Raw genomic sequence first — 22,445 nt, 5'->3', positions numbered from 1 at the left:
TACGGTTTTCCCATGGACCTTGTGCGCCGCATCGACCGCGCCGCGGGTGAATTCTTGCTGTTCGCTCTGACGCCACCGCGCTTGGCGACCGCTCGCGAACGCGTTCAAGAGATCGCCGACGCCACCATGGCTCGCTTGCGCCCTCTGGATCTCGACGGCCTGATCCTCTACGACATCGACGACGAAGCGGCCAGGAACCCTGCGCAGCGCCCGTTCCCGTTCTCGCCGACCCTCGACCCCGCGAACTATCTCGCGGACAACTTCACGAGCTGGCAGACCCCGGTCGTCGTCTACCGAGCGGTCGGGAAATACGCGCCGTCGGAGCTGCGGACGTGGCTGGCGGCCCAGGAGCCGTCGCGTGTGATGACGGTTCTCGTCGGCGCCTCGTCCAGCAAGATCGACACCATGACATCACTCGCCGAGGCCCAGGCACTGCGGCGCGACGTCAACCCCGGTTTGCCGCTCGGCGGCGTCGCGATTCCGGAACGGCACAGCCGCCGGGACGACGAACATCTGCGACTGCTGGCGAAGCAGGACGCCGGTTGCCGATTCTTCGTGACCCAGGTGGTTTACGACGTCAACGCGGCGAAGAACCTCGTCTCCGACTACCACTACGAATGCGTCGCGCGCGGACGAACGCCCGTACCGGTCGTCTTCACCTTCTCGGTCTGCGGATCGTTGAAGACACTCGACTTCCTGCAGTGGCTGGGCGTCGACGTGCCACGGTGGATGGAGAACGACCTCAAACACGCGGCCGACACCCTCGAAGCGTCCTATCAGCTGGCCCTCGCCGCGGCTACCGAACTGATGGCCTACTGCCGCGGCCTTGGTGTTCCGTTCGGCATCAACGTCGAAAGCGTGTCGATCAGACGGGAAGAGATCGAGGCGTCCGTGCGACTGGCCGAACAGCTCCGGACGGAGATCAAGGGCTGAGGCCCGATGTTCCTGCGAGTGCCCCCGGTGAGATTCGAACTCACACTGGACGGGTTTTGAATCCGTTGCCTCTGCCAGTTGGGCTACGGGGGCGGTGCCCGGTGAACTTTACGGGATCACGGGTGCGCGCTTTCCGCCGGGCCCGGGAGTGTGACGACCGTCTGACGTGGTGAACGCCATCTAGCCGTCTGGATCGTTCCCGGTAGGCTTCAGGTTCGCGGACAGACCGCGAGCCGAACTGCCCGACGACCTTCAGGAGGACCCCGGTGACCGAGCAGGCTGCCGAGGCCAATGGTGCCGTCGCCGCACCCCAGCGGCGGGTGCTCGTGGCCGAAGACGAGGCCCTCATCCGTCTGGACCTCGTCGAGATGCTCCGCGAAGAGGGCTACGAGGTGGTCGGTGAGGCCGGGGATGGCGAGCAGGCCATCAACCTGGCCACCGAATTGAAGCCCGATCTGGTGATCCTCGACGTCAAGATGCCGAAGCTCGACGGTATCGAGGCCGCTTCCAAGATCACCGGCGACCGGATCGCGCCGGTCGTCATCCTGACCGCGTTCAGCCAGCGCGACCTCGTCGAGCGGGCCAGGGACGCGGGCACGATGGCGTATCTGGTCAAGCCGTTCGCCAAGCGCGACCTGGTGCCCGCCATCGAGCTGGCCGTGAGCCGGTTCGCCGAGCTGCAGGCACTCGAATCCGAGGTCGCGGGCCTCACGGACCGGCTCGAGACGCGCAAGGTCATCGACCGCGCCAAGGGGCTGTTGATGAGCCGTCAGGGGCTCACCGAGCCGGACGCGTTCCGGTGGATACAGCGCACCGCGATGGACCGCCGGACCACGATGAAGGCGGTCGCCGAGGCCGTCGTCGAGAGCATCGGCTGACGAACACGCGAAAAAGGGGCCACTCCCGCTTCGGCTCAGGGCGGCGTCGGGAGGTCCAGTGCGCGGGCCAGGGCCGCGACGGTCGCGACGGCATGCCGGTGCAGGTTCTTCTCGGCCCAAGCGGCCGCCAGCGCGAGGAAGCCGGCGAGGTCGTGCTCGGCTCCCGCGAGGAAGTGCCGGAGATCGGTGGCAGGCAACTCGATCACCGGGCCGGAGCTTTGCTCGGCATCGACGGTCAGCCGCACGGCATCACCGTGACGTTCGGCGAGGGGATCGGGATCGTGTCCGAAGCCGACCTGGCCATCGCCCTCGACGACCTGGTGCCACTCGCGCCAGTCCTCCAGTCCGTTGCAACAGCCCGGCATGAACACCACGCCTGTGGAGCTGTCTGTCACGCGAAACCCGCCGGCCGCGAAAAGGGTGTCAAGCGTGAGCAGGCCGTGCAGGAACGACCCCAGCGGCTCGGCAGGGCGGACGCCGTCCGCTGGGTCGAGGTCGTTGCAGGCGACGATGTTCATCACCGCTGTACCGACTTCAAGAGGCGTGAGTTCGCCGTTGAGCGGCATATACCCGAACGATTCGGTCTCGGCGACAGGCCAAAGGGCGAAGCCGTCGGTCGCGCGGACCTCCAGAACGGGCTGCATGGTGATCACCCAGGGAGTATCGCGCATGTTCGGCCGGGCTACGCGTCGTCCTCGATGTTCGATCAGCATGGCTCCCACGCTATCCGCGATCACGGTGGCGGTGAGGTGGGAACCCCGACACCCCCCGTCGAGGCGTGAGTTCCCCGGACCTGGCCCGGCTCGAACGGGCTGCCACCCCCACCATGCGACGGGCAGGACGCACCCTTACCGGGTAGATGCGCCTTGGGCAGGCTCATCGTGATGGTAGGCCGGAGCCACCCGCCGCAGCGACGGATTTTCCTGTGAGCCGAGGGAATCCTCCGCTGCGGTGCGTTCCGCTCGCGAGGCGAATCGGCTATTCTCCGGGGTAGGAGCGCCGGGAAGACTGGTCGGCACATTTTTCGTCGACCGCAAGGAAGTTCCCATGGCCGCTCGATCTTCACTGCCGATGCTCCTGGCCCGGCGACGGATGTCCTACCTGGCAACCATGGGCGGGGCCGTGCTCTTTTTTGCCGCCGGCGTCATGCTTCACGTCGTGGTCATGGCGGTCGCGCTCCTCGCGGCCGGGATCGCGTTCGTCATCGCTCTCCGGTACGGCCGTAAAGTCCGCAGGTTCCCGGTCGAAACCTGGCTTCCCACGGAAACGGGCGTTGCACAGGAGCCCGGGCTCGATGTGCAGCCACAGCGCTTTCGCACCATGAGCCTCCTCGCCATCCCGCTGTCCGGCTTCTGTGTCGTGACGTTCGGTCTCGTGGTTTGGCTCTCGATGGCGACCCGTTCACCGGCACCAGCGATCATCTTCGGCATCCCGCTCGCCTTCGGGAGCGTGGGCGGTTCGACGGCCTTGGTCGGCTGGAACAGAAGAGCCGGATCGGTGCGGAAAACCGGCTGGCACAAAGCGAAAGTCGTCGACATCGAAGTCTTCGAAGGACGTGCGGCGCCACTGCCGGTGATCTCGATCGGCTTCGAAGACGGCAGCACGATCCGGCTCCGCACGATCATGTCGACATACGGCGCCGCGTATCAGGCGGGCCGCCGCACAGTCGAGGCGTGGGTCGGCGGCGAAGACACCGCCATGGTCGTCTTGTTCGAACACGGCCGCTTCCGGAAAGGCCTCTATCCGGTACCGGTGAAGGCCATCGGTCCGCGTACACCTTCGCAGAGTTCGGCGCCCGTCTTCACCTGAACGGACCACTCCGGATCGCGGACCCGAGCGTCGATCATCGGGGCGGCGGCGGGGTCGGGGACGGTCCCAGCGGTGGAACGGGAGCGCGTTTCGGCGGTGGTGTGGTGGAGGGGACGGTGGGCAGGGGCACAGGAGCCGGGGCGGGTGATGCGGGAGCCGGCAGGGCGGGAGCGGAGACGGTCGTCGGAGTGAGTACCGGCAGGGGCGGTTCGGCCGGTTGGCCGGCCGCGCTGAGTGCCACGACGACGGCGATCCCCACCACCGTGGCGGATCCGGCGGCGGTTCGGAACTGGCGGGAAATCCCGGCCGGGTCCGCCATGCTCGCGGCCGAGCCGGCGGTGCCGGCCGCCGCTGTGGCGCCGGCGGCGGTGGCGGCCGTAGCCGCCTTGGCGCTCGCCGTCGCGAGGTATCCGAGTGCCGCGCCGCCCAGGACGATCGGTGCGATGATCCCGCGCAGCCCGGTGTTGACGTCGCGGAGTTCTGCCGCGAGAGTGCGGCACGCTTCGCATTCGTCGAGATGATGGTCGACCTGGAAGCGGGCTTTCTTGGCCAGCCCCTCACGGGCCCAGGCACCGAGCAAACCCGCCGCGGTCTGGCATGCGGGGGCCAGGTTCTCCTGCAAGTGGACCTCGAGAAAAGCCTGGCGCAGTCCTTCGCGCGCCCGGTAGGCCATCGCCGAGACGCCGTTCGGGGTGAGTCCCAGCAGCGGGGCGACCTCGGCGGGAGACTGTCCCTCGATCTCGATGTGCCACAGCACGTCCTGCCATCGCTCCGGCAGGCGGGCGAACGCCCGGGCGGCGAGCGTGCGTTCGAGTCCGGCGACGGCGTCGTCGGCGAGGGGGACCGCGAGCGTGTCGACGGCGACGGATTCCATGTCTTCGGTAGGCGTGACCCGCCGATTCCGGCGTGTGTGGTCGTAGGCGGTGTGACGCAGAGCAGTAAGCAGATAGGCCCGGAAGGCGGCATCCGGGCCCTTGCCCTGCCGGAGGGTGTCCAGCACCTTCGCGAAGGCGTCGGAGACGAGGTCTTCGGCCTCGGAATCGGACCGCGCGAGCTGGCGGGCGAGGTTGCTCGCCGCGCCGGAATGCCGCTCGTACAGCTGCCCGTAGTCTTCGATTCGCCCGGCGCGGACCGCTTTGATGAGTTCGGTATCGCTGCGCACGGCGTTCTCCGTCGACATGCGATGCCGACGTCCGTGCGGGCCGGTCATGACGGACTCCGGTCGAGACTTCCCCGATCGGATGCGGCACGACGGCGGCGCACCGCCCGGACGCCCACCAATGCCATCCCGATCCAGGGCGCGATGCCCGCGGCGATCCGCAGTGGCGAAGCCGACTTCGGCACCTGGCCGAACAGCACGACGCAGGCCATGGTCAGCACGGCGACGAGGCACAGGCCGATGAGCGCCAAGCACCGGATGAGGCGGATGAGCCGGGCCACGCCGTCGTCGGTACTGGCATCGGCGCCGAAGATCCGCGCGAACACGCTGTCCGCCATCGGCAATTCCTCCCAAGCACTGCGGAGCCCGAGTCGGCTCCGCTCACCCGAAGAGAGGACTGACCGCCGGAAAAGCGTCATGGTTTATTGACACGATGAACCCGGCGCCGACGTGGCCGTGGCCGTCACCGGCCCTGCCGATGTGGGAGGTCGGCGGCAGCTGGCCGAAGCTGAGGGCGACCGTGACGTGGATGTGGGCGTCGTCGGCCGAGCCCGCCGGCGCGCGGGTACTCGAGACGTTGTTCCACCTCGATGTCCTGAGCGACGCGTTCCACCTGCACCGGTGTGAACAGGTCGCCGAAGAGCGTTCGCTGGGGCGCAGCTGGGGAGAGATCACCGAGAGCCTGAACCGGCTCAACTCCAGCGACCTCTGGCCCCGGCTCTCCCGTCAGGCCACCCACCAGTTCTTCCACCACACTCCGCGGCGCCTTCGGCCGGACGCGGCGCCGGTACTTTCCGGGCCCTTGCGCGAACAGCTGATCTCCACGTGCGGCTCGTTGTGCATTCCCGGAGCCAGGCAGATCCTGTCGGAGGAGAAGACGATCCTGGTCTCCGAAGCCCGGGTCCGCGGCTGCACCTGGGAGCAGATCGGAGAGGCGCTCGCGTGCACCAGGCAATGCGCTCAGCGGACCTACCGTGATCGGCGGCCCGACCCGTTCCTGCTCCGCGCCGACGTCGACACCATCGTCGAGCGCGCGCTGGTCCTCCATCGAGCAGGCTCCGGATTCTCCGGAGAGCCTTCCCGGGCATTGGCGCATTTCGCGAAGCACTTGCTCGAGTAGCCCGACGGCCGGTTCTCCTCGGTCAGCCGAACCGGACTTCCGGGATCGCCGCCATCAGCCGTTCCCACTCGGGATATTCGGCGAGTTTGCCTTGGTAGACGGCGGTGATCTTCGCGGCCAGCTCTGGATCGGGGTCGTCGGAAACGGCGAGCCCGACGTGCAGTTTGGCGTAGTGCGGGAGGATCTCCGGGTCTCCGGCCAGATGGACGGGGTCGTACATGTAGCGCTCGAACGCGCCGAGGTCGGCCAGGCCGAAGGAATAGCCGTGGGTGTAGCCGTCGGCCGGATCGCCGAGGAGCCTGCCGACCGTGGAGAACGCCACCGACTCCACCGCCGCGGTCCGGCGGATCAACGCCAAGGCGCGGGCCTTTTGCTCCTCTGTGCTGTCTTCGCGGAACGCGAAGCGCATGAACTGGACGATCAAGACTGCCTCCCATAGATTGAACCGATGAGTTCAAAGTAGTGAACTGACGGGTTCACGTGCAATGCCGGATGCCGAAGGTCCGGTGGATAGGATCGTGTCGTGACGAAGGCGAAGGTCGGCAAGCGTCAAGCGATCTTGGACGCGGCCTTCACGGTCTTCGCGCGCCACGGGTACGCCCGGGCATCCGTCCAGGAGATCGCGGACGAGGCGAAGGCCGCGAAACCCACTGTCTACAACCATTTCGGCGACAAGGAAGCGTTGTTCCGCGGTTCCATGGCGGCAACCGCCGACAGCGTCGCCGCCGACACGCTCGACGCCATCGAGCCGCTCCGTGACGCGGGGGCCGATGTACGCGCGACACTGCGGACCGCGGCTTCGCGGCTGTTGCGGATCTGCTCCGGCGAGCGTTCGCACGCGCTCCGGTCGCTGGCTTACGCCGAGCTCGCCGCGTTTCCCGAGCTGGCGGCCACCATGCAGGAGCGCACGTCGGTGCGGCTGACCGAGGCCTTGGCCGACCGGTTCGCCCGCCTCGTCCTTTCCGGCGCTCTTCGCTCGTGCGACCCGGCGAGGGCCGCCGAGCAGTTCCTCGCTCTGCTGATCGGGCCGCTGGAGTCCCGTTCGCGGCTGGGCGCTCGCGCTCTCCCGGCGGCTGAACTCGAAGGGATCGCGGAGTCGGCCGTCGACACCTTCGTGCGCGCGTACGGTCCGTAGTGCCGGGGAGTTTCAGGTGCGGTCCGGGGCGAATCTCCCGTCCTCCCGGTAAAGCCAGTACCGGCGCAGCATGCGCAACACCACGGAGACCTGCAGCGCGGTGATCCCGGGCAAGGGCGCGAGGTCCCTGGTGAGGAAGTCGGCCATCTCGTCCTCGTTGCGGAACACGCCCTGGTGGATGACCGAAGCGGTGCCGGCGACGATCGACACGTACCGCGCCGACGGATGCCGCGCCAGTTCCCCGGCCACGGCCTGGATGGCGCCCGGCGTGATGGTCAGCGCGATGACCGCCTCCAGTTCGTAGCCGAGCTGCGCGGGTTCCACCTCGACGCGGGGCCGGACGACGCCGCGCCGCAACGTCGACTGGATCAGCCGGTAGGCGGTGGACTGGCTGAGGCCGAGGCTCCGGCCCGCTTCGGCCGCGGTGATCCGGCCGTTCCCGGCCAGCAGCCCGACGAGCCGCCGCTCGTCCGGGCCCACGTCGTCGGCGTCGAAACCGTCCGGGACGACCTGTTCGCGGGACAGGATCTTCTGCTGGTCTTCGCTCAGCCGGTGCAGCCGCCAGGAGTCGGCCCTGGTCAGCGCCCGCAGCACCAGCTCCGAATGGGTTCCCGCCACGCCCGGCACACCGGGGATGCGCTCGGCGAGCAGTTCGCGCGCCTCGGCCCGGTCCGGAACGTGCACGGCCAGATAGACGTCCGACCGGCCCGCCGTCTCCGCCGCCAGCTGGACCTCGGGAAACCGGGCGAGCGCCTTCGCCGCCGAACCGGACGCGCCGGGTTCGGTCGTGACCCAGACGTGGCGCGGGTTCCCACGAGCCCTCGCCGTCCACTCGACCTGGCCGATCACCCGGAGGATCCGCTGTTCCTCGAGCCGGACCAGCCGTCGTCCCACCGTGCTGGCGGAGACGTCGAGCGCCTCGGCGAGCGTGGCGACCGAGGCGCGCGGGGCGATCTGCAGCGCCGCGATCAGGTCGAGGTCGGGTTCGGTCAGCACGCGGTGAATGTATCAGTCATCCATGCGTCGTACCTGACTGATCCATGCAGAATTAGATTCGAGGTTGCACTATTCGTTCGCTTGAGTTTGTAATGGGCCTCCGATCAGGAAGGAGCCGCGCCGGTGAGTTCCAGCCAGGCCAGAACGACCTCACGTCCGATGAATCTCCTGCTGCGCGCGCTCGACGGCGTCGAGCGGCTCGGCAACAAGCTGCCGCATCCGTTCTGGCTCTTCGTCATCCTGAGCGCGGTGCTGGCACTGGCCAGCTGGGCGCTCAGCGCGGCCGGCGTGTCGGCGGTGAACCCGGCGACGGGCAAGACGGTCGAGGCGAAGAACCTGTTGTCCGCCGACGGCGTGCGGATGATGGTGACCGACGCGGTCAAGAGCTACACGTCGTTCCCGCCGCTGGGCACGATCCTCGTGGTGATGCTCGGCGTGGCGGTCGCCGAGCGGTCCGGTCTGCTCGCCGCAGTGCTCCGGTCCGGCGTTTCGAAGGTTTCGCCGCGGTGGGTGACCTTCGCGCTGGCGTTCACCGGAATGGTGTCCCACGTCGCGTCCGACGCCGCCTACGTGGTGCTGATCCCGTTGGGGGCCTTGGCTTTCCGTGCGGTGGGGCGGAGCCCGATCCTGGGTATCGTGGTCGCGTTCGTGTCCATCTCCGCCGGGTACGACGCGAGCCCGCTGATCACGCCGACCGACGCCATCCTGTCCGGGCTGACCACGGCGGCGGCGCAGACGATCGATCCGGCCTACTCGGTCACCCCGCTGGCCAACTACTTCTTCTCGCTCGCCTCGTCGGTCGTGCTGGCCGCCGTGATCACGCTCGTGACCGAGAAGGTCCTCGCGCGGCGAGCCGAAGCGATGCCCGTCGACGACGACGCGGAAGAGGACGATCTCGGCTCGCTCCGGCTCAGCCGCCAGGAACGTCGGGGCCTGCTCGCCGCGCTCATCGCGCTGGCCGTCTTCGTGGTCGCCTTGGTGCTGGCGGTGCTGCCCGCGTCGTCGCCCTTGCGCGGCAAGGGCGGAAGCATCATCGAGTCACCGTTGCTGACGTCCATCTCGATCTTCCTCGCGCTCGGCTTCCTCGCCGCGGGCTGGGCCTACGGCAAGGTCGCCGGGACGGTGACCAGCAGCCGTGACATCCCGGGGTTCATGGCGCACGGCTTCCGTGAGATGGCACCGATCCTGGTGTTGTTCTTCGCCATCTCCCAGTTCCTGGCCTACTTCAAGTGGACCGGCATCGGTGAGATCACCGCGATCAACGGCGCCGGTCTGCTCAAATCCGCCGGGGTCTCCGGACCGGTCATCATGCTGGGCATCCTGGTCGTGGTGACCCTGGTGAACCTGATCGTCACCAGCGGCTCGGCCCAGTGGGCGCTGATCGGCCCGGTGTTCGTGCCGATGCTGATGTTGCTGGACATCCCGCCGGAGACCACGCAGGCGCTGTACCGCATCGCGGATTCGTGCACGAACGCGATCACCCCGATGAGCCCGTATTTCGTGATGGCGCTGGGTTTCCTGCAGCGTTACCGGCGTTCGGCGGGGATCGGCACGTTGTTCTCGATGACGGTCCCGCTCTCGTTCGCCCTGCTGGTGGTGTGGACGTTGCTGTTCTTCGTGTTCTGGGTGTTCGGCATCCCGCTCGGCCCCGGCGCCCCCGTTCGCTAGGAAGGGATTCTCTTGTCACACACGGATTGGTCCCGGCAGGCACTGCCCGCCATGCTCGACGATCTCCGGAGCATCGTCGAGCTGGAGACGCACAGCTACGACAAACCGATGCTGGACGAAGGCCTCGACACCATCCGGGCGTGGGTCTTCGACCGTCTCGGCGCACCCGGCACCGAGGCCCGCCACACCGACCCGGTCCGGGGCGACGTGCTCGAACTGGGCTATGCGGGGACGGCGCCGGGCACGGTGCTGCTGCTGAGTCACTACGACACCGTCTGGCCGACGGGCACGCTCGCCGGATGGCCGTACACCGACGAGGACGGCCGCGTCACCGGGCCGGGCGCGTTCGACATGAAACTCGGCCTGGTGCAATCGGTCTGGGCGCTGCGAGGGCTCCGCGAACTCGGCCTTCCGCATCCGTCGGTCAAGTTCCTCTTCAACGGCGACGAGGAGATCGGCAGCCCCCACTCGCGGCCGTACATCGAAGCGGCCAGTGAAGGCGCGCTGGCCACCCTCGTCTTCGAGGCGTCGCTGGACGGCAAGCTGAAGACCGCGCGCAAGGGGGTCGGCCTGTTCGACGTGACCGCCACCGGCGTCGAAGCGCACGCGGGCCTGGACCCGTACGCGGGAGCGAGCGCGATCCACGCCCTCGCCGGGATCGTCGGGCAGCTGGCGTCCGCGGGCTCGCGCGAACTCGGGACCACCGTCAACGTCGGCACCATTTCCGGTGGTACCGGTCGGAACGTCACCGCGGGCGGCGCCGGCTGCGGCGTCGACGTCCGTGTCGCCGAACCGTCCGAAATGGACCGGATCGACAAGGTGTTCGCCGGCCTGGAAGCCGCCGATCCCCGCGTGGGCATCTCGGTCGAAGGGGAGTGGAACCGGCCGCCGATGACCCCGAACGATCCGTCGCGGGCGCTGTTCGCGACCGCGCGGAAGGTGGCCGCCGACGAAGGCTGGGAGCTGGAGGAGACCGCGGTGGGAGGGGCGAGCGACGGCAACTTCGTGTCGGCGCTGGGCCGCCCGGTGCTCGACGGTCTCGGCGCCGTCGGCGGCGGTGCGCACGCACGTGACGAGCACATCCTCGTGAAGCACATCCCGGAGCGGACGGCGCTGGTGATCGGCCTGATCGCGGCACTCGTCTGACGAGCGGGGCGATTCGACGTTTCGACGACCGCCGGACGTGGTAGCCCATCTGGTGTCAAGGCCCGCGGTTGGGGAGTGACGCCATGTCGTCCACGGAATCCACAATGGACAAAGGAGCCGTCGTCGCAGGCTATGACGGCTCCGAAGAAGCGCGGAAGGCCGTGCGCTGGGCCGCGGGGGAGGCAGCCGCCCGCGGTCGCGGCTTGGTCGTCGCCCATGTCGTCGGATTCCCGCCCGTGCCCGAAGCCGTCCCGGGTGGCGGGGCTTGGCCGCGGCCGGGGTTCCTCGAAGCAGGGCAGGAAACAGCGCAGCGGCACGCCGAGGCCATGCTCGGCGACATCGCGCAGGAATGTCGCCGAGCATGGCCGGAGCTGACCGTTTCGACGCGGTTGTCGTCCGGCCGCGCGCCCGACGAACTGGCCCACGCCGCGGAGAACGCGGATCTGCTGGTCATCGGTTCGTCGGGGCTCACCGCGCTGCCCAGGCTCCTGGTCGGTTCGACGGCCAACGAACTCCTGCACGACTACCACCGGCCCATCGTGGTCGTGCGCACCGGCGAGGAACCGTCGTCGGAGGGTGACGGGAAGGTCGTGGTGGGCGTCGACGGATCCGAGACCAGCAAGGAAGCCATCGGATTCGCCTACGACTTCGCCGCCCGGCACGGCCGCGCGCTGGTGGCCTTGCACGTGTGGTCCGATCTGCCGCTCGAAGCGATGGCGGTGACTCCCACCGAGCACGACAGGGAGCTCATCGAGGAACGGGGAAAACCCCTGCTCGACGAAGCGCTGGCCGGATATCGCGAACGGTATCCGGACGTCCCCGTCCAGCGCGTGATCGCGGTCGACCGGCCCGCTCACGCACTGGCGGAGCAAGCCGAGGGCGCCGCGCTGCTCGTCGTCGGCAGTCATGGACGTGGGCCGTTACGCCGAGCTCTTCTGGGCTCGGTCAGCCGTGCCATGGTGCACCACGCGCCCTGTCCGGTCGCCGTGGTCCGTCACCACAAGGAGCGCGACTACCCGAAGTCTCGCGGTTGAATCCCGCAGGACCGGGTGAACGGCCAAATCCACGCTTCCCGGTGGCAAGGCCCGCGTTACGCTGCCGACCGCGTCGTCCCGTCCACAGAATCGGTCATGAAGTTCCTGCGCCTGCTCGTGATCCTCGTCGTGGCCCTGACACTCGTCTCCTCGCCGCCCGCCTTCGCGATCGGCACGCCGAAGCTGCTCATCGGGCAGGATTTCCCGGACCCCGACATCGTCAAGACCGACTCCGGCTTCTTCGCCTTCTCCACGAGCACCGGTGCGGTGAAAGTGCCCTACGCGCACGCCCCGGCGGCGGAAGGTCCCTGGCGGGTGGCCGGTGACGCTCTCGCGGCCGTGCCGAAGTGGGCGAAACCCGACGGCGGGTTCTGGGCTCCCGACGTGGCCCGGCTTTCCGACGGCACGTTCGTGCTCTACTTCTCCGCGGCGGTGGCTCCCGGCGGGGAGATGTGCATCGGCGTCGCGACCGCCGCGAAGGCCGAAGGGCCGTACACACCCGCCGGAGACGGGCCACTGATCTGTGTCCCCGGCGACGGCGGTGACATCGACCCGCAGACCTTCGTGGACTCGGACGGCTCGCGATACCTGCTCTACAAGAGCGACGGCGCGGCGGTCGGGCCTCCGGCCGCGATCTGGTCCCAGAAACTGCGCGCCGACGGACGGACCCCCGACGGCCCGCGGATCGAGCTCCTGCGCGCCGATCTCGCGTCGGAGAACGCGGTCGTCGAGGCACCGTCGGTGGTGAAGACGCCGAGCCGGTACCTGCTGTTCTACTCCGCCGACACGTTCCAGAGTTCCGGCTACCACACGGGATATGCCTCCGCGCCCTCGTTGAGCGGGCCGTTCGTGAAGGCGGGCACGCCGTTCCTGTCCACCGATCTGCTCGGCGGCAAGGTCGACGCGCCGGGAGGCGCCGACGTCGTCGACGGCCGCATCCACTTCCACGGCTGGCTCGGAGGCGGCCGCACCGCCCGCGGGATGTACCAGCTGCCCATCGGCTTCCCTGGCGATGTGCCCCAACTCGGCTGACAGGGTTCGTCGCCGTCGTTCGGGTATCCGATGGGGAAGACCGACCGAAGGAGCACGGCGATGACAGCCCAGCCGCCCGACCCGGAACCCGAGAAGACCCGCCGCGAACCAGGAGGTGGCGTCCCGCCGGGTGCCACACCGCCCGACTCCGCTCAGACGTCCGGGCTCTCGCACCCGCAACCGATGCCGTCCAAGGTGATGCCTGCCGCATGGCTGATCCTCATCGGCGTGATCGTGGTCTTGGCGAGCGGGTTCGTGGTCGCGCTGGCGCTGGGGTGGCTCAAGCTGGGCTGACCGTCGCCGAGCGTGGGGAAGTCAGCTTCGCCGGGCGATGGCCGCCACGAACGCGTCAGGGTTGTCGAACATGACGTTGTGCCCCGCGTCGGGGACGGTGACGACGTCGACGCCGGCGGCTTCCAGTTGCTCCCGGCCGGGCAGTTCACCACTGCGTTCGCCCTGCAGGTAAACGCGGTCGACGCCGAGTCGCTCCAGGATGGTGCGCATCATGGGCTCCGCACCCTTCCGAAGCCCGGCCGCCGTGCGATACAGCGCGCGAGGGTCCGTGAGCCGCATGGTCGATGCCCACGCCGGCCCGACACGCTCCAGCACGCGCGTGAACTCCTTGTCGACGAACTCGTCCTCCGCGAAGGCGGTGATACCGCTGCTGCCCGCCGTCGGCGGCGGGAAAGGATCGAGGTTCGCCTCGGTGAGGACCAACCGGGAGACCAGGTCCGGACGCAGATGGGCGAGGACGAGGGCGACGGCGCCGCCCATGCTGTGGGCGATCAGTTCCGCCCCGGTGACTCCAGCCTGGTCGAGGGCGACGGCCACGGCTCCGGCGTGGTCCTCCAGTGTGTAGCCGAAGTTTTCGGGCCGGTCGCTGATCCCGTGCCCCGGCAGATCCAGGAAAAGGCTCCGCCTGCCCGCCAGTTCGGGCCGCGCCGCGACATGCGCGTGGTAGACCGAGGACATCGACCCGAGGCCGTGCAGATACACCCGCGCGGGCTGCGCGCCCGGCGCCTCCGTCCAGCGGACATAGCCGCCTTCACCGTCGAACTCGGCCTGGTACACCGCGTTCCCCCTCGTACTCGCGTGTTTCGATCAACGGCACAGTAGTTCATCCCGAGGCGGCCGCGTGTGGCTACCGTACCCGGATAGGGGGTCAGGGTTCCGGAAGACTCTTGTCGAGGGGGAGAAGCGCGTGAAGGTCACGATGAGAGCCATCCTGTGCGTGGTGGGGGCGATGCTCGTGTTGACGGGCTGCGCGCCGAGCACCGGCGACATCGCCGGCTTCGAGAAACGGCTCGCCGCCCTTCCCGGGGTCGATGGTGCGCTGGTCGAGGTTCAGCATCCGGGTCTGCCGACGAACACGAACGTCGCGATCTGGCTGTTCGTCGAATCGGTGGATGTCGAGTCGGTGGCGACCACCACCCGGAAGGTCGCCGGCGTGGCGAGGGCCGACGACGGTGTCCGCGGGCAGCAGGTCAACCTCTCCGTCGTGAAGGGGAAGCGTGCGGACTTCCCGAACCGCCAGGACTTCGTGGGGAAGACGGTGCCGGTGATGCATCTGGTCGCGGCTGCGCTCGGACTGCCCGAAGCGAACGGGAACATGCTCGTGCTCTCTCCGGCGGAGATCGCGAAACTCGCTGACGCCGAAGGCTGAGCAGGTGCCTTGACGCCGTCGGGAACCGCTTAGCGCGCGGCGGCCAACACCAGGTCGAGATAGTCGCGCGAAGCCCGCCGCCACGATTCCAGTTCCAGCTTCTCGCTCGCCGCGTGCATCTCCCCGGGATCGCCCGGGCCCCAGATCACGATCGGCGCGCCACCCACCGACCCGGCCAAAGCCGACGCGTCCGTGAAGTAAGTGGCCGCGGGCGCGGGCGTCTGGCCGGAGAGAAGCTCCGGCAGCCGCGCCGTCCGGACGGCGGGCAGATCGAGATCCACCTCCGCGGTGATGGCCGGATCGAGCGCGGAAGCCCAAGCGATCGACGGCGCCCCACCGTCCACAGTGCGCACATCCAGCGTCAGAACCGCCGACGCGGGCACGATGTTCGTCGCGGTCCCGCCCTCGAACGTGCCGACGTTGACGGTTTCCTCGCCCAGGTACTCGTCGGCGGCCAACGGGAGGGAATCGAGCGCGCCGAGGGCCCGGTCGGCGAGCAGCCGGATCGCGTTGCGGCCGAGTCGCGGCGTGGAGCCGTGGGCTGCCTTCCCCCGCGCGGCGAGCCGCAGCCAGGTGGCGCCGCGGTGGCCGAGCGAGACGCGGTTCCGGGTCGCCTCCGGCACCACGACGATGCGCGGCGTCAGCTCCAGCGACGCCGAGGCCTCGGTCGCGCCCCGGCAGCCGATCTCTTCGTCGCTGGTGATGAGGACCTGCGCGTGGGCACCGGCTTCCGCGGCGTTGCGCAACGTGGCCAAGGCGGCGACCAGCCCGCCCTTCATGTCGACGCTGCCGCGGCCGTGCAGGAACTCCTCGTCGACGTCCGCGGAGAACGGGGCGCGGTCCCACAGCGCGGGGGAGCCGACGGGAACGGTGTCGATATGGCACACGAACAACGGCCCGTCGCCGGATCCGGTGCCGACCAGTACCCACGGCCGCCCGGCGGTCGAGCGTCGCAGCACGCGTACGCCCGGAGCGGCGGTGGCATAGGCGACGGCCAATTCCTGCGCGGCGGCCTGTGCGGCGCTGTCGCCGGAGGTGGTGTCCTGGCGCACCAGAGCGCGCAGCAACGCGAGGGTTTCGTCGGTCATGCCGGGTACTCCTGGGTCGATTCGCGGACGACGAGCCGCATGGAGAGCACGTGGTCGGCGGGCTCGCGGCCGGCCGCGAGACGGGTGATCTCGTCGACAGCCTTGCGGGCCATCTGCTCCGTCGGCTGCGCGACGGTGGTCAGGCGCGGCGACGTCCATTCGCCGAGGGTGATCCCGTCGCAGCCGATCACCGAAAGGTCTTCCGGCACCGACACCCCGGCGCGGCGGGCCGCTTCGAGCAGGCCGACCGCGGCGATGTCGCTGGCGGTGAACACGGCCGTCGGCGCCGCCCCGGTCCGCGCCATATGCGCGAAGAAGTTCATGCCGAACGCCGAGCTGAACGCGCCGCGCACGATCATCGCTTCGTCGGCCTCGACCCCGTGCGACTTCAGCGCGGCCCGGTAGCCGGCCTCGCGCTGGTCGGCCGTGCGCAGCCCGGCCGGTCCGCCGACATGGGCGATCCGCCGGTGGCCCTGGGAGAGCAGGTGGGTGGTCGCCTGGTACGCGCCGCCGAAACTGTTCGCGGTGACATGCGCGATCCGCGGACCGGCCGCTTCGACGTACTCGTCGAGGAAGACCACCGGGAAATCGCCGGCCAGGCGGCTGGTGAAGGCTTCGTTGGTGGTGTTCATCCCCAGGTAGATCAGCCCGCCCACGTCCGGCACCCGCATCAGGCGCTCGACGGCGGCGCGCTCCCGTGACGGCGAGGACCCGGTGAGCGTGGTGAGCACGTCGACGCCGTCCGTCGCGGCGGCGTCGACCACCGCGTCCGCCAGCGTGGAGAAGTACGGGTTGTCCAGCGACGGGACCACCAGGCCGAGGCTGAGGCCGGTCACTTGTTTCCGTACGGGCGGATGCCCTTCGGCCGACAGTGCGGCGTCGATGCGCCGGGCCGTCTCGGAGGCGACGTTGAGCTCCCCCTTGACGTACCTCGACACCGTCGACACGGCCACTCCGGCCTCTCGGGCCACCTTCGCCAGCGACATCCGGCTCCTCCCCGTTGAGCGTTGACGGCGACTGCGAACGCATCTTATATTGACGGCGTTGCGCTACGTTGCGCAAATTACGCTAAGGCTTTTCGCTCGAAGGAGTCGTCGATGGTCAAGGTCCTGCTAGCCGGGGAGTCGTGGGTCAGTGCGACGATCGACCACAAGGGATACGACCCGTTCGCGCACACCCAGGTGGAGATCGGGTGCGAGCGGCTGCTGGCGGCGCTGGCGGCGGAAGGGGTCGAGGTGACTCACCTGCGTTCGCACGACGTGGCCGAGAAATTCCCGCAGACGCTGGAGGAACTCGACGCCTACGACGTCGTCCTGCTCTCCGACATCGGCTCCAACACGCTGCTGCTGCACCCGGACACGTTCACCCGCGGCCGCCCGACGCCCAACCGGCTCAAGCTGCTGCGCGAGTGGGTCACGAACGGCGGCGGCCTGATGATGGCCGGCGGCTACCTGAGCTTCCAGGGCTTCGAGGGCAAGGCCAACTACCACCGGACGCCGATCGAGGAGATCCTCCCGGTCGACATCGACCCGTACGACGACCGCGTCGAGACGCCGGAGGGCGTGCGTGCCCAGGTCGTCCAGTCCGGGCATCCGGTGGTCGCCGGTCTCGACCAGGAGTGGCCGATCCTGCTGGGCTACCAGCACACCACGCTGAAGCCGGACGCGGAACTGCTCGCCACCGTCGAGGGCGACGTGATGCTGGCCGCGCGCCAGGTCGGCCGCGGCCGCACCCTCGCGTTCACCTCGGACATCTCCCCGCACTGGGCTCCGGAGGAGTTCATGGACTGGGACGGCTACGGCAGGCTCTTCGCGCAGGCGACGACCTGGCTCGCCGGTCGCGAAAACTGAGCCGCGCGCACTCGGGATCAAGGAGGATTCGATGAGTACGTCACCCACCGGCCGCGCGGCTTCGGTCGTCGTCTTGACGATCGCGACCGTCTTCGCCGGAATGCTCGGCCCGTTGCAGTCGCTCGTCAACGGACATCTCGGTACCGCGCTCGCCGACGGGCACGCCGCCGCGCTGGTGTCCTTCGGCACCGGCCTGGTGCTGATGCTGATCATCGTGCTGGCGCGCACCCGGACGCGCGACGCGTTCTTCCGGCTGCCCGGTCAGCTGGTGCGCGGGGAGATCCCGCGATGGAACTTCTTCGCCGGTCTGTGCGGCGCGGTGATCGTGCTCTCCGAGGGTGTCACGGTGGGTTTCCTCGGGGTGGCGATCTTCCAGACGTCGCTGATCTCCGGCATGGTCATCTCCGGCGTGGTGTGCGACCGCCTCGGTATCGGCGTGCCGTTCAAACAGGCGATGAGCGCGCCGCGCGTGGCCGGGGCGATCCTCGCCATCTGCGCCACCGTGCTGGTGGTGTCCCCGAACTGGTCGGCCCCGCACATGATCGCGCTGGCGATCATGCCGTTCGTCGGTGGCCTGCTCGCCGGCTGGCAGCCCGCCGGCAACTCCGAGGTCGGCCTGCTGTCCGGCTCGATGTTCGTTTCCATCACCTGGAACTTCCTCATCGGCTTCGTGGCGCTCGGTCTCGTGTACGTGGTGCGGATGGCGGTCTCGGGTGCGCACTTCGCGTTGCCGGGCACCTGGTGGATGTACTTCGGCGGGCCTCTCGGTCTCCTGTCGATCGCGTTGATGGCCTTGCTGGTGCGCGGTCTCGGGCTCCTGCTGCTGGGGCTGGCCTCCACGGCCGGTCAGCTCATCGGATCCCTGCTGCTCGAACTCGTCGCCCCCGCGGCGGGGTCCAGCCTCCACCTGGTCACCGTCATCGGCGCGTTCGTGGCCCTGGCGGCCGCGGCGATCGCGATGATCCCGTCCCGGCACACGGCCGAACCGGCGGTCCTCGCCCAGCCCGCCGAGGTGCGCCGTGGCTGAGGTGCGCGGCGTTCTCGGACCGGTCGACGCGGCGGACCTCGGGCTGGTGCTGCCGCACGAGCACCTCTTCAACGATCTGTCCTCCGCGGTCGCCGAACCCTCGTACGCCTCCACGCGGCCGCTCGCCGAGGCGGAAGTGGGACCGAGGTGGCAGTTCCTGCTCCGCCAGGATCCCTACTGCTGCGCCGACAACGTGGCGGCGAAGGACCGGGCGAGCGTCGTACGCGAGGTGACCGCGTTCGCCGCGGCGGGCGGCGGCACGCTGGTCGACGCGACGGGCAGCGCCGCGATCGGCCGGGATCCGCTCGCCCTGGCGGCGGTGGCCGAAGCCACCGGGGTCACCATCGTCATGGGCACCGGCGCGTACCTGGAGAAGTTCGAGGGGGAGCGCATCACCGCGGTCGCCGTCGACGCGCAGACCGAGCGCATCCTCGCCGAGCTGGACGAGGGTGCCGGCGAGACGGGGATCCGGCCCGGTGTCATCGGCGAGGTCGGTGTTTCGCCCTTCTTCACCGACGGGGAGCGGGCTTCCTTGCGGGCGGCGGCGCTCGCGCAGGCGGAACGGCCCTCCGTGGGGCTGAACATCCACATGCCGGGCTGGCAGCGCCGCGGGCACGAGGTGCTCGACCTCGTGCTGGAGGAATGCGGTGCGCTGCCGGGCAAGGTCGCGCTCGCGCACAGCGATCCGTCCGGGGAAGACCCGGGATATCAACGCGAGCTGCTCGAACGCGGCGTACTGCTGGAGTTCGACATGATCGGCCTCGACATCTCGTTCCCCGGCGAAGGTGTCGCCCCGACGGTCTCCCAGACCGCTCGCGCCGTGGCGAGGTGGGTGAACGAGGGCTTCGGTGACCAGATCATGTTGTCGCACGATCTGTTCCTGAAGCAGATGTGGACGCACAACGGCGGGAACGGGCTCGTGTTCGTGCCGACGATCTTCGCCGATCTGCTCGAAGCCGAAGGCGTGCCTGCCGAAGCCGTGGCCCGGCTGATGCGAGACGTCCCGGCCAAGTGGCTGACCGCATGAGCCGCGCGATCGCGGTTGTGGCGTCGCTCAACGTCGATCACATCGTCCACGCGCCGCGCATCCCGGAGCCGGGGGAGACCCTGATGGGCTTTTCGACGAGCCGGGAGCTGGGCGGGAAGGGCGGCAACCAAGCGGTCGCCGCCGCCCGGCTCGGCGCGGAAGTGGCCGTGATCGGCTGCGTCGGCCAGGACGAAGACGGCGACGAGTACCTGGAAGCCCTGCTCGCCGAGGGCGCCGACGTGACCCACGTGCGCCGTTCCGCGTCGCCGACCGGCCGGGCGGCGATCACCGTCGACGCGGAGGGCGTCAACTCGATCGTCGTCGTGTCCGGGGCGAACGCCGACATCCCGGCGGCCGCGGCCGCAGCGGCGATCAATGAACTGCCGGGGCTTCGCGTCGTCGCGGGCCAGTTGGAGGCGGCTCCCGAAGCGACGGAACGCGCTTTCGCGGCCGCTCGCTCCCGTGGCGTGCTGACCGTGCTCAACACCGCGCCCGCCGACGACGTGGCCGCGAAGCTGCTGCCGGTCAGCGACGTGGTGGTGGCGAACGAAATCGAGTTCCGGCAGCTCACCGGTCAGGATCCGTTCGACGGCAACGGTTTGCGGCGCGGCGGTGCCGACCTGTTCGCCGCGGGATGCCGGTGGGTGATCGTGACGCTGGGCGCCGCGGGCTGTGCCGTCCTCGACGCGTCGTCGTCCACCCACGTCCCGGCCGTCGCGGTACGGGCGGTGGACACCACCGCCGCGGGGGATTCGTTCGTCGGAGCGCTCGCCGCCCGGCTCGCGGAAATCCCCGGTGAGCCGACGACCGCGGAGGTGGTGGCTGCTTGCGGTTTCGCGGCGAAGGTGGCCGCTGTCGTCGTGACGCGGCATGGAGCACATCCTTCGCTGCCGACTTTGGCCGAGGTCGGCGACACTGGCGTTTCGGATTCTCTTCAGGGGTAAGGCCGCTGACGTTGCGAAAGCCACTTTCCCAACCTCCAACGTTGCGAAAGTGGCTTTCGCAACGCGTCACGTTTGACATACCCCATCATCGAGCGCGAGGCGGAGTAGTCCCCGTTCGTCCGGACGACCACCGCGCCACTCCTTCATGTGAACCGCCCGTTCCCGAACATCACACAGGGAGCGCTTGACGCCACCATCCGGATGACCCTGTCCGAGCGGCCGCAACCTGCGCGCGTGAAGATCCGCCGTGAGCAAAAGTTTGACACGGAGTGACTGTTAGCGTGCGGAGAGAAGTCGTGATCTTGGATGTGGGAGGCATGCGATGAACCGTCTTGTCGCCGCGATGTCGAGCGCGGCATCCGTGGGAACACTGCTGATCGTGCCGAGTCCGCCCGCTCAGGCGGCGGCGGGCGAGGTGGTGGTCTTTTCCACCGAATTCCAGCGCCTGGACACCTACCGGAACCCCGAGGGGTGTAACAAACTTCCTATCGCCGCACATGTTCTGCTCAACCTGAGCTCGTCGGAAGTGGTCGTTCACGCCGATCCGTTCTGCCTGACACCGGGCGCTCCGGTCGAGCAAGGGTTCGGCTCCCATGTGCCGGCGGGCAGCGGCGCCTTCTCGGTCAACCGTTGACCGAGAAGATCCACGTGTCTGTCGACGTTGTCGTGGTGGGAGTCGGCTACGTCGGGCTACCGCTGGCGGAAGCCGTTGCCGGGGCGGGGTTGTCGGTGATCGGATACGACACCTCGCCCCGGGTGGCGGCCGAGATCGCGGCGGGCAGGCCACATGTGCCCGACGTGTCCGCGAGCCGGTTGCAAGCAATGCGCGCGAACGGTTTCACCGTGACGACCGATCCCGACGTCCTCGGTGGCGCGGAGACGATCGTGCTGTGCGTGCCGACCGGGTTGACCACGGCGGGCGGACCGGATCTGGCCGCCGTGCGCCGCGCGGTGGAGACGGTCGCCGAACGCCTGTCGCCGGGCATGATGGTGATCATCGAGTCGACGAGCTTTCCGGGCACCACCGACGAGATCGTCCGGCCGATCCTCGAAAAGCGCGGTCTGACAGCGGGAACCGACTTCTCGCTCGCCTATTCACCCGAGCGGGTCGACCCCGGGAACAGACGGTTCGGCATCGGGAACACGCCGAAGGTGATCAGCGGGCACACCCCGTCCTGCGCGAAACGTTGTGCGGAGTTCTACGAGCGTTTCGTCGACACGGTGGTGATCGCGCGGGGCACCAGGGAAGCGGAGATGGCCAAGCTCCTGGAGAACACCTACCGGTACGTGAACATCGCGCTGGTCAACGAGATCGCCATCTTCTGCGATCAGATCGGCGTCGACGTCTGGGACGTGATGCATTGCGCGGCGACCAAACCGTTCGGTTTCACGCCGTTCGCGCCGGGGCCGGGCGTCGGTGGCCATTGCATCCCGGTCGATCCCAAATACCTGCTGGACAAGGCCGAGCGGGAAGGTGCCCTGCTCGGTGTGGTGCACGCCGCCCGGCTCGTGGACGACCGGATGCCGGAGCACGTGGTCGAACGCGTGACCCGGTTGCTCACCGAACACGGAAAGCCGTTGCGAGGCGCGAAAGTGCTGCTGCTCGGTGTCTCGTACAAGGCGGACGTGCCGGACACCCGTGAGTCCGCCGCCATCCGGATCGCCCTCCGGTTGCGAGCGCTCGGGGCGGAGCTGTCCTACCACGATCCGGTGGCGGAGACCGTCCCCGAACTGGGCCCGCCGGTGGCCGATCTCGACGCGACGCTGCGCACCGCGGATGTCGCCGTCCTGCTGGTGGCGCATCGCGCCTACGACCACGGCCGCCTGGCCTCGACGGCCAGGTTGTTGTTCGACGTGACGGGACGGGTTCCCGGGAAGGAGGTCGTCCGGCTCTGAACGTTCTGCCTGGTCGAGAGCAGGGCAGGCGCGCGTACCG

Annotated in this window: 25 protein-coding genes and 1 tRNA gene; 17 read left to right on the top strand and 9 right to left on the bottom strand. The window is 69.0% G+C overall.

Features of this window, described 5'->3' with window-relative positions; translation table 11 throughout:
• The first annotated feature begins 12 nt into the window (after positions 1-12).
• Positions 13-933: a methylenetetrahydrofolate reductase gene (locus ACSMFO_RS26455; protein WP_436460889.1), complete on the top strand. Its 921-nt coding sequence runs from the start codon at positions 13-15 to the stop codon at positions 931-933.
• Between the two features lie 19 nt (positions 934-952).
• Here the strand turns inward: ACSMFO_RS26455 and ACSMFO_RS26450 are convergent.
• Positions 953-1,026, bottom strand: a tRNA-Leu gene (locus ACSMFO_RS26450).
• Positions 1,027-1,199: 173 nt separating this feature from the next.
• Between ACSMFO_RS26450 and ACSMFO_RS26445 the strand changes: the two genes are divergently transcribed.
• Complete coding sequence (locus ACSMFO_RS26445) at positions 1,200-1,811, top strand: ANTAR domain-containing response regulator (protein ID WP_005157321.1); 612 nt, start codon at positions 1,200-1,202, stop codon at positions 1,809-1,811.
• Between the two features lie 35 nt (positions 1,812-1,846).
• Here ACSMFO_RS26445 and ACSMFO_RS26440 read toward each other — a convergent pair whose 3' ends face one another.
• Positions 1,847-2,524 carry a hypothetical protein gene (locus ACSMFO_RS26440; protein WP_436460888.1) on the bottom strand — a complete coding sequence of 226 codons (678 nt, stop codon included), beginning with the start codon at positions 2,522-2,524 and terminating at the stop codon, positions 1,847-1,849.
• A 358-nt stretch (positions 2,525-2,882) separates the two neighbouring features.
• Here ACSMFO_RS26440 and ACSMFO_RS26435 point away from each other — a divergent pair, with 358 nt between their 5' ends.
• Positions 2,883-3,620 carry a hypothetical protein gene (locus ACSMFO_RS26435; protein WP_436460887.1) on the top strand — a complete coding sequence of 246 codons (738 nt, stop codon included), beginning with the start codon at positions 2,883-2,885 and terminating at the stop codon, positions 3,618-3,620.
• 34 nt (positions 3,621-3,654) lie between these two features.
• Here ACSMFO_RS26435 and ACSMFO_RS26430 read toward each other — a convergent pair whose 3' ends face one another.
• The gene (locus tag ACSMFO_RS26430; RefSeq protein ID WP_436460886.1) at positions 3,655-4,782 is read right to left on the bottom strand and encodes a sigma-70 family RNA polymerase sigma factor; all 1,128 of its coding nucleotides are present in this window, start codon (positions 4,780-4,782) and stop codon (positions 3,655-3,657) included.
• A gap of 44 nt (positions 4,783-4,826) precedes the next feature.
• Entirely contained in the window at positions 4,827-5,117 is a 291-nt protein-coding gene (locus ACSMFO_RS26425; protein WP_436460885.1) for a hypothetical protein, read from the bottom strand.
• 95 nt (positions 5,118-5,212) lie between these two features.
• Here ACSMFO_RS26425 and ACSMFO_RS26420 point away from each other — a divergent pair, with 95 nt between their 5' ends.
• Positions 5,213-5,899: a hypothetical protein gene (locus ACSMFO_RS26420; protein ID WP_436460884.1), complete on the top strand. Its 687-nt coding sequence runs from the start codon at positions 5,213-5,215 to the stop codon at positions 5,897-5,899.
• A 22-nt stretch (positions 5,900-5,921) separates the two neighbouring features.
• Here the strand turns inward: ACSMFO_RS26420 and ACSMFO_RS26415 are convergent, their stop codons facing one another.
• Positions 5,922-6,323 (bottom strand): Dabb family protein, encoded by a 402-nt coding sequence (locus ACSMFO_RS26415; RefSeq protein WP_436460883.1) that lies wholly within the window; start codon positions 6,321-6,323, stop codon positions 5,922-5,924.
• Between the two features lie 99 nt (positions 6,324-6,422).
• On the opposite strand from ACSMFO_RS26415, the gene ACSMFO_RS26410 reads away from it, so the two are divergent.
• Positions 6,423-7,034: a TetR/AcrR family transcriptional regulator gene (locus ACSMFO_RS26410; protein WP_436460882.1), complete on the top strand. Its 612-nt coding sequence runs from the start codon at positions 6,423-6,425 to the stop codon at positions 7,032-7,034.
• Between the two features lie 12 nt (positions 7,035-7,046).
• Here the strand turns inward: ACSMFO_RS26410 and ACSMFO_RS26405 are convergent, their stop codons facing one another.
• Positions 7,047-8,030 carry an Lrp/AsnC family transcriptional regulator gene (locus ACSMFO_RS26405; RefSeq protein WP_436460881.1) on the bottom strand — a complete coding sequence of 328 codons (984 nt, stop codon included), beginning with the start codon at positions 8,028-8,030 and terminating at the stop codon, positions 7,047-7,049.
• Between the two features lie 159 nt (positions 8,031-8,189).
• On the opposite strand from ACSMFO_RS26405, the gene ACSMFO_RS26400 reads away from it, so the two are divergent.
• The 5 genes from ACSMFO_RS26400 to ACSMFO_RS26380 all read left to right on the top strand — a co-directional run bounded on the left by ACSMFO_RS26400 (position 8,190) and on the right by ACSMFO_RS26380 (position 13,204).
• Entirely contained in the window at positions 8,190-9,698 is a 1,509-nt protein-coding gene (locus tag ACSMFO_RS26400) for an AbgT family transporter (protein ID WP_436460994.1), read from the top strand.
• A 51-nt stretch (positions 9,699-9,749) separates the two neighbouring features.
• Positions 9,750-10,844, top strand: coding sequence for a M20 family metallopeptidase (locus tag ACSMFO_RS26395; RefSeq protein ID WP_436460993.1), 1,095 nt, complete (start codon positions 9,750-9,752; stop codon positions 10,842-10,844).
• An 83-nt stretch (positions 10,845-10,927) separates the two neighbouring features.
• Complete coding sequence (locus ACSMFO_RS26390; RefSeq protein WP_436460880.1) at positions 10,928-11,878, top strand: universal stress protein; 951 nt, start codon at positions 10,928-10,930, stop codon at positions 11,876-11,878.
• Positions 11,879-11,974: 96 nt separating this feature from the next.
• The gene (locus ACSMFO_RS26385; RefSeq protein WP_436460879.1) at positions 11,975-12,910 is read left to right on the top strand and encodes a glycoside hydrolase family 43 protein; all 936 of its coding nucleotides are present in this window, start codon (positions 11,975-11,977) and stop codon (positions 12,908-12,910) included.
• A 60-nt stretch (positions 12,911-12,970) separates the two neighbouring features.
• Positions 12,971-13,204 (top strand): DUF6480 family protein, encoded by a 234-nt coding sequence (locus tag ACSMFO_RS26380; protein ID WP_436460878.1) that lies wholly within the window; start codon positions 12,971-12,973, stop codon positions 13,202-13,204.
• Between the two features lie 21 nt (positions 13,205-13,225).
• On the opposite strand, the gene ACSMFO_RS26375 is transcribed toward ACSMFO_RS26380, so the two are convergent.
• Positions 13,226-13,981: an alpha/beta fold hydrolase gene (locus ACSMFO_RS26375; protein ID WP_436460877.1), complete on the bottom strand. Its 756-nt coding sequence runs from the start codon at positions 13,979-13,981 to the stop codon at positions 13,226-13,228.
• 130 nt (positions 13,982-14,111) lie between these two features.
• Between ACSMFO_RS26375 and ACSMFO_RS26370 the strand changes: the two genes are divergently transcribed.
• Positions 14,112-14,573 (top strand): hypothetical protein, encoded by a 462-nt coding sequence (locus tag ACSMFO_RS26370; protein ID WP_436460876.1) that lies wholly within the window; start codon positions 14,112-14,114, stop codon positions 14,571-14,573.
• A 29-nt stretch (positions 14,574-14,602) separates the two neighbouring features.
• Here the strand turns inward: ACSMFO_RS26370 and ACSMFO_RS26365 are convergent, their stop codons facing one another.
• Both ACSMFO_RS26365 and ACSMFO_RS26360 read right to left on the bottom strand, forming a co-directional pair.
• Positions 14,603-15,661, bottom strand: a complete 1,059-nt coding sequence (locus ACSMFO_RS26365; RefSeq protein ID WP_436460875.1) for a M20 family metallopeptidase — start codon at positions 15,659-15,661, stop codon at positions 14,603-14,605.
• A complete protein-coding gene (locus tag ACSMFO_RS26360) occupies positions 15,658-16,647 on the bottom strand; it encodes a LacI family DNA-binding transcriptional regulator (protein WP_350584855.1) in 990 nt (329 codons plus the stop codon). The genes ACSMFO_RS26365 and ACSMFO_RS26360 overlap by 4 nt, the downstream gene beginning before the upstream one ends.
• Positions 16,648-16,758: 111 nt before the next feature.
• Between ACSMFO_RS26360 and ACSMFO_RS26355 the strand changes: the two genes are divergently transcribed.
• The 6 genes from ACSMFO_RS26355 (at position 16,759) to ACSMFO_RS26330 (ending at position 22,405) form a co-directional block, all read left to right on the top strand.
• Entirely contained in the window at positions 16,759-17,511 is a 753-nt protein-coding gene (locus tag ACSMFO_RS26355; protein ID WP_436460874.1) for a glutamine amidotransferase, read from the top strand.
• A gap of 31 nt (positions 17,512-17,542) precedes the next feature.
• Positions 17,543-18,538 (top strand): DMT family transporter, encoded by a 996-nt coding sequence (locus ACSMFO_RS26350; RefSeq protein ID WP_038510724.1) that lies wholly within the window; start codon positions 17,543-17,545, stop codon positions 18,536-18,538.
• Positions 18,531-19,565 carry a phosphotriesterase family protein gene (locus ACSMFO_RS26345; protein WP_436460873.1) on the top strand — a complete coding sequence of 345 codons (1,035 nt, stop codon included), beginning with the start codon at positions 18,531-18,533 and terminating at the stop codon, positions 19,563-19,565. Before ACSMFO_RS26350 ends, ACSMFO_RS26345 begins: the two co-directional genes overlap by 8 nt.
• Positions 19,562-20,509 carry a ribokinase gene (locus tag ACSMFO_RS26340; RefSeq protein ID WP_436460872.1) on the top strand — a complete coding sequence of 316 codons (948 nt, stop codon included), beginning with the start codon at positions 19,562-19,564 and terminating at the stop codon, positions 20,507-20,509. The genes ACSMFO_RS26345 and ACSMFO_RS26340 overlap by 4 nt, the downstream gene beginning before the upstream one ends.
• 322 nt (positions 20,510-20,831) lie before the next feature.
• Complete coding sequence (locus ACSMFO_RS26335) at positions 20,832-21,143, top strand: hypothetical protein (protein WP_436460871.1); 312 nt, start codon at positions 20,832-20,834, stop codon at positions 21,141-21,143.
• Positions 21,144-21,157: 14 nt separating this feature from the next.
• The gene (locus tag ACSMFO_RS26330) at positions 21,158-22,405 is read left to right on the top strand and encodes a nucleotide sugar dehydrogenase (protein ID WP_436460870.1); all 1,248 of its coding nucleotides are present in this window, start codon (positions 21,158-21,160) and stop codon (positions 22,403-22,405) included.
• The last annotated feature ends 40 nt before the right edge of the window (positions 22,406-22,445 follow it).

Origin of the sequence: Amycolatopsis sp. w19 (assembly GCF_051373225.1) — a bacterium.
Lineage (GTDB): Bacteria > Actinomycetota > Actinomycetes > Mycobacteriales > Pseudonocardiaceae > Amycolatopsis > Amycolatopsis japonica.
The sequence above is the reverse complement of the archived record's forward strand: the minus strand, read 5'-3'. Positions and strand labels throughout refer to the sequence as shown.

Excerpts from the sequence above, each read along its gene's own strand:
- ACSMFO_RS26350 (WP_038510724.1), top strand. The coding sequence starts at position 17,543 with ATGAGTACGTCACCCACCGGCCGCGCGGCTTCGGTCGTCGTCTTGACG.
- ACSMFO_RS26395 (WP_436460993.1), top strand. The coding sequence starts at position 9,750 with ATGCTCGACGATCTCCGGAGCATCGTCGAGCTGGAGACGCACAGCTAC.
- ACSMFO_RS26335 (WP_436460871.1), top strand. The coding sequence starts at position 20,832 with ATGAACCGTCTTGTCGCCGCGATGTCGAGCGCGGCATCCGTGGGAACA.
- ACSMFO_RS26455 (WP_436460889.1), top strand. The coding sequence starts at position 13 with ATGGACCTTGTGCGCCGCATCGACCGCGCCGCGGGTGAATTCTTGCTG.
- ACSMFO_RS26420 (WP_436460884.1), top strand. The coding sequence starts at position 5,213 with ATGAACCCGGCGCCGACGTGGCCGTGGCCGTCACCGGCCCTGCCGATG.
- ACSMFO_RS26435 (WP_436460887.1), top strand. The coding sequence starts at position 2,883 with ATGCTCCTGGCCCGGCGACGGATGTCCTACCTGGCAACCATGGGCGGG.
- ACSMFO_RS26440 (WP_436460888.1), bottom strand. The coding sequence starts at position 2,524 with ATGCTGATCGAACATCGAGGACGACGCGTAGCCCGGCCGAACATGCGC.
- ACSMFO_RS26385 (WP_436460879.1), top strand. The coding sequence starts at position 11,975 with ATGAAGTTCCTGCGCCTGCTCGTGATCCTCGTCGTGGCCCTGACACTC.
- ACSMFO_RS26355 (WP_436460874.1), top strand. The coding sequence starts at position 16,759 with ATGGTCAAGGTCCTGCTAGCCGGGGAGTCGTGGGTCAGTGCGACGATC.
- ACSMFO_RS26365 (WP_436460875.1), bottom strand. The coding sequence starts at position 15,661 with ATGACCGACGAAACCCTCGCGTTGCTGCGCGCTCTGGTGCGCCAGGAC.
- ACSMFO_RS26380 (WP_436460878.1), top strand. The coding sequence starts at position 12,971 with ATGACAGCCCAGCCGCCCGACCCGGAACCCGAGAAGACCCGCCGCGAA.
- ACSMFO_RS26340 (WP_436460872.1), top strand. The coding sequence starts at position 19,562 with ATGAGCCGCGCGATCGCGGTTGTGGCGTCGCTCAACGTCGATCACATC.
- ACSMFO_RS26360 (WP_350584855.1), bottom strand. The coding sequence starts at position 16,647 with ATGTCGCTGGCGAAGGTGGCCCGAGAGGCCGGAGTGGCCGTGTCGACG.
- ACSMFO_RS26425 (WP_436460885.1), bottom strand. The coding sequence starts at position 5,117 with ATGGCGGACAGCGTGTTCGCGCGGATCTTCGGCGCCGATGCCAGTACC.
- ACSMFO_RS26390 (WP_436460880.1), top strand. The coding sequence starts at position 10,928 with ATGTCGTCCACGGAATCCACAATGGACAAAGGAGCCGTCGTCGCAGGC.
- ACSMFO_RS26400 (WP_436460994.1), top strand. The coding sequence starts at position 8,190 with ATGAATCTCCTGCTGCGCGCGCTCGACGGCGTCGAGCGGCTCGGCAAC.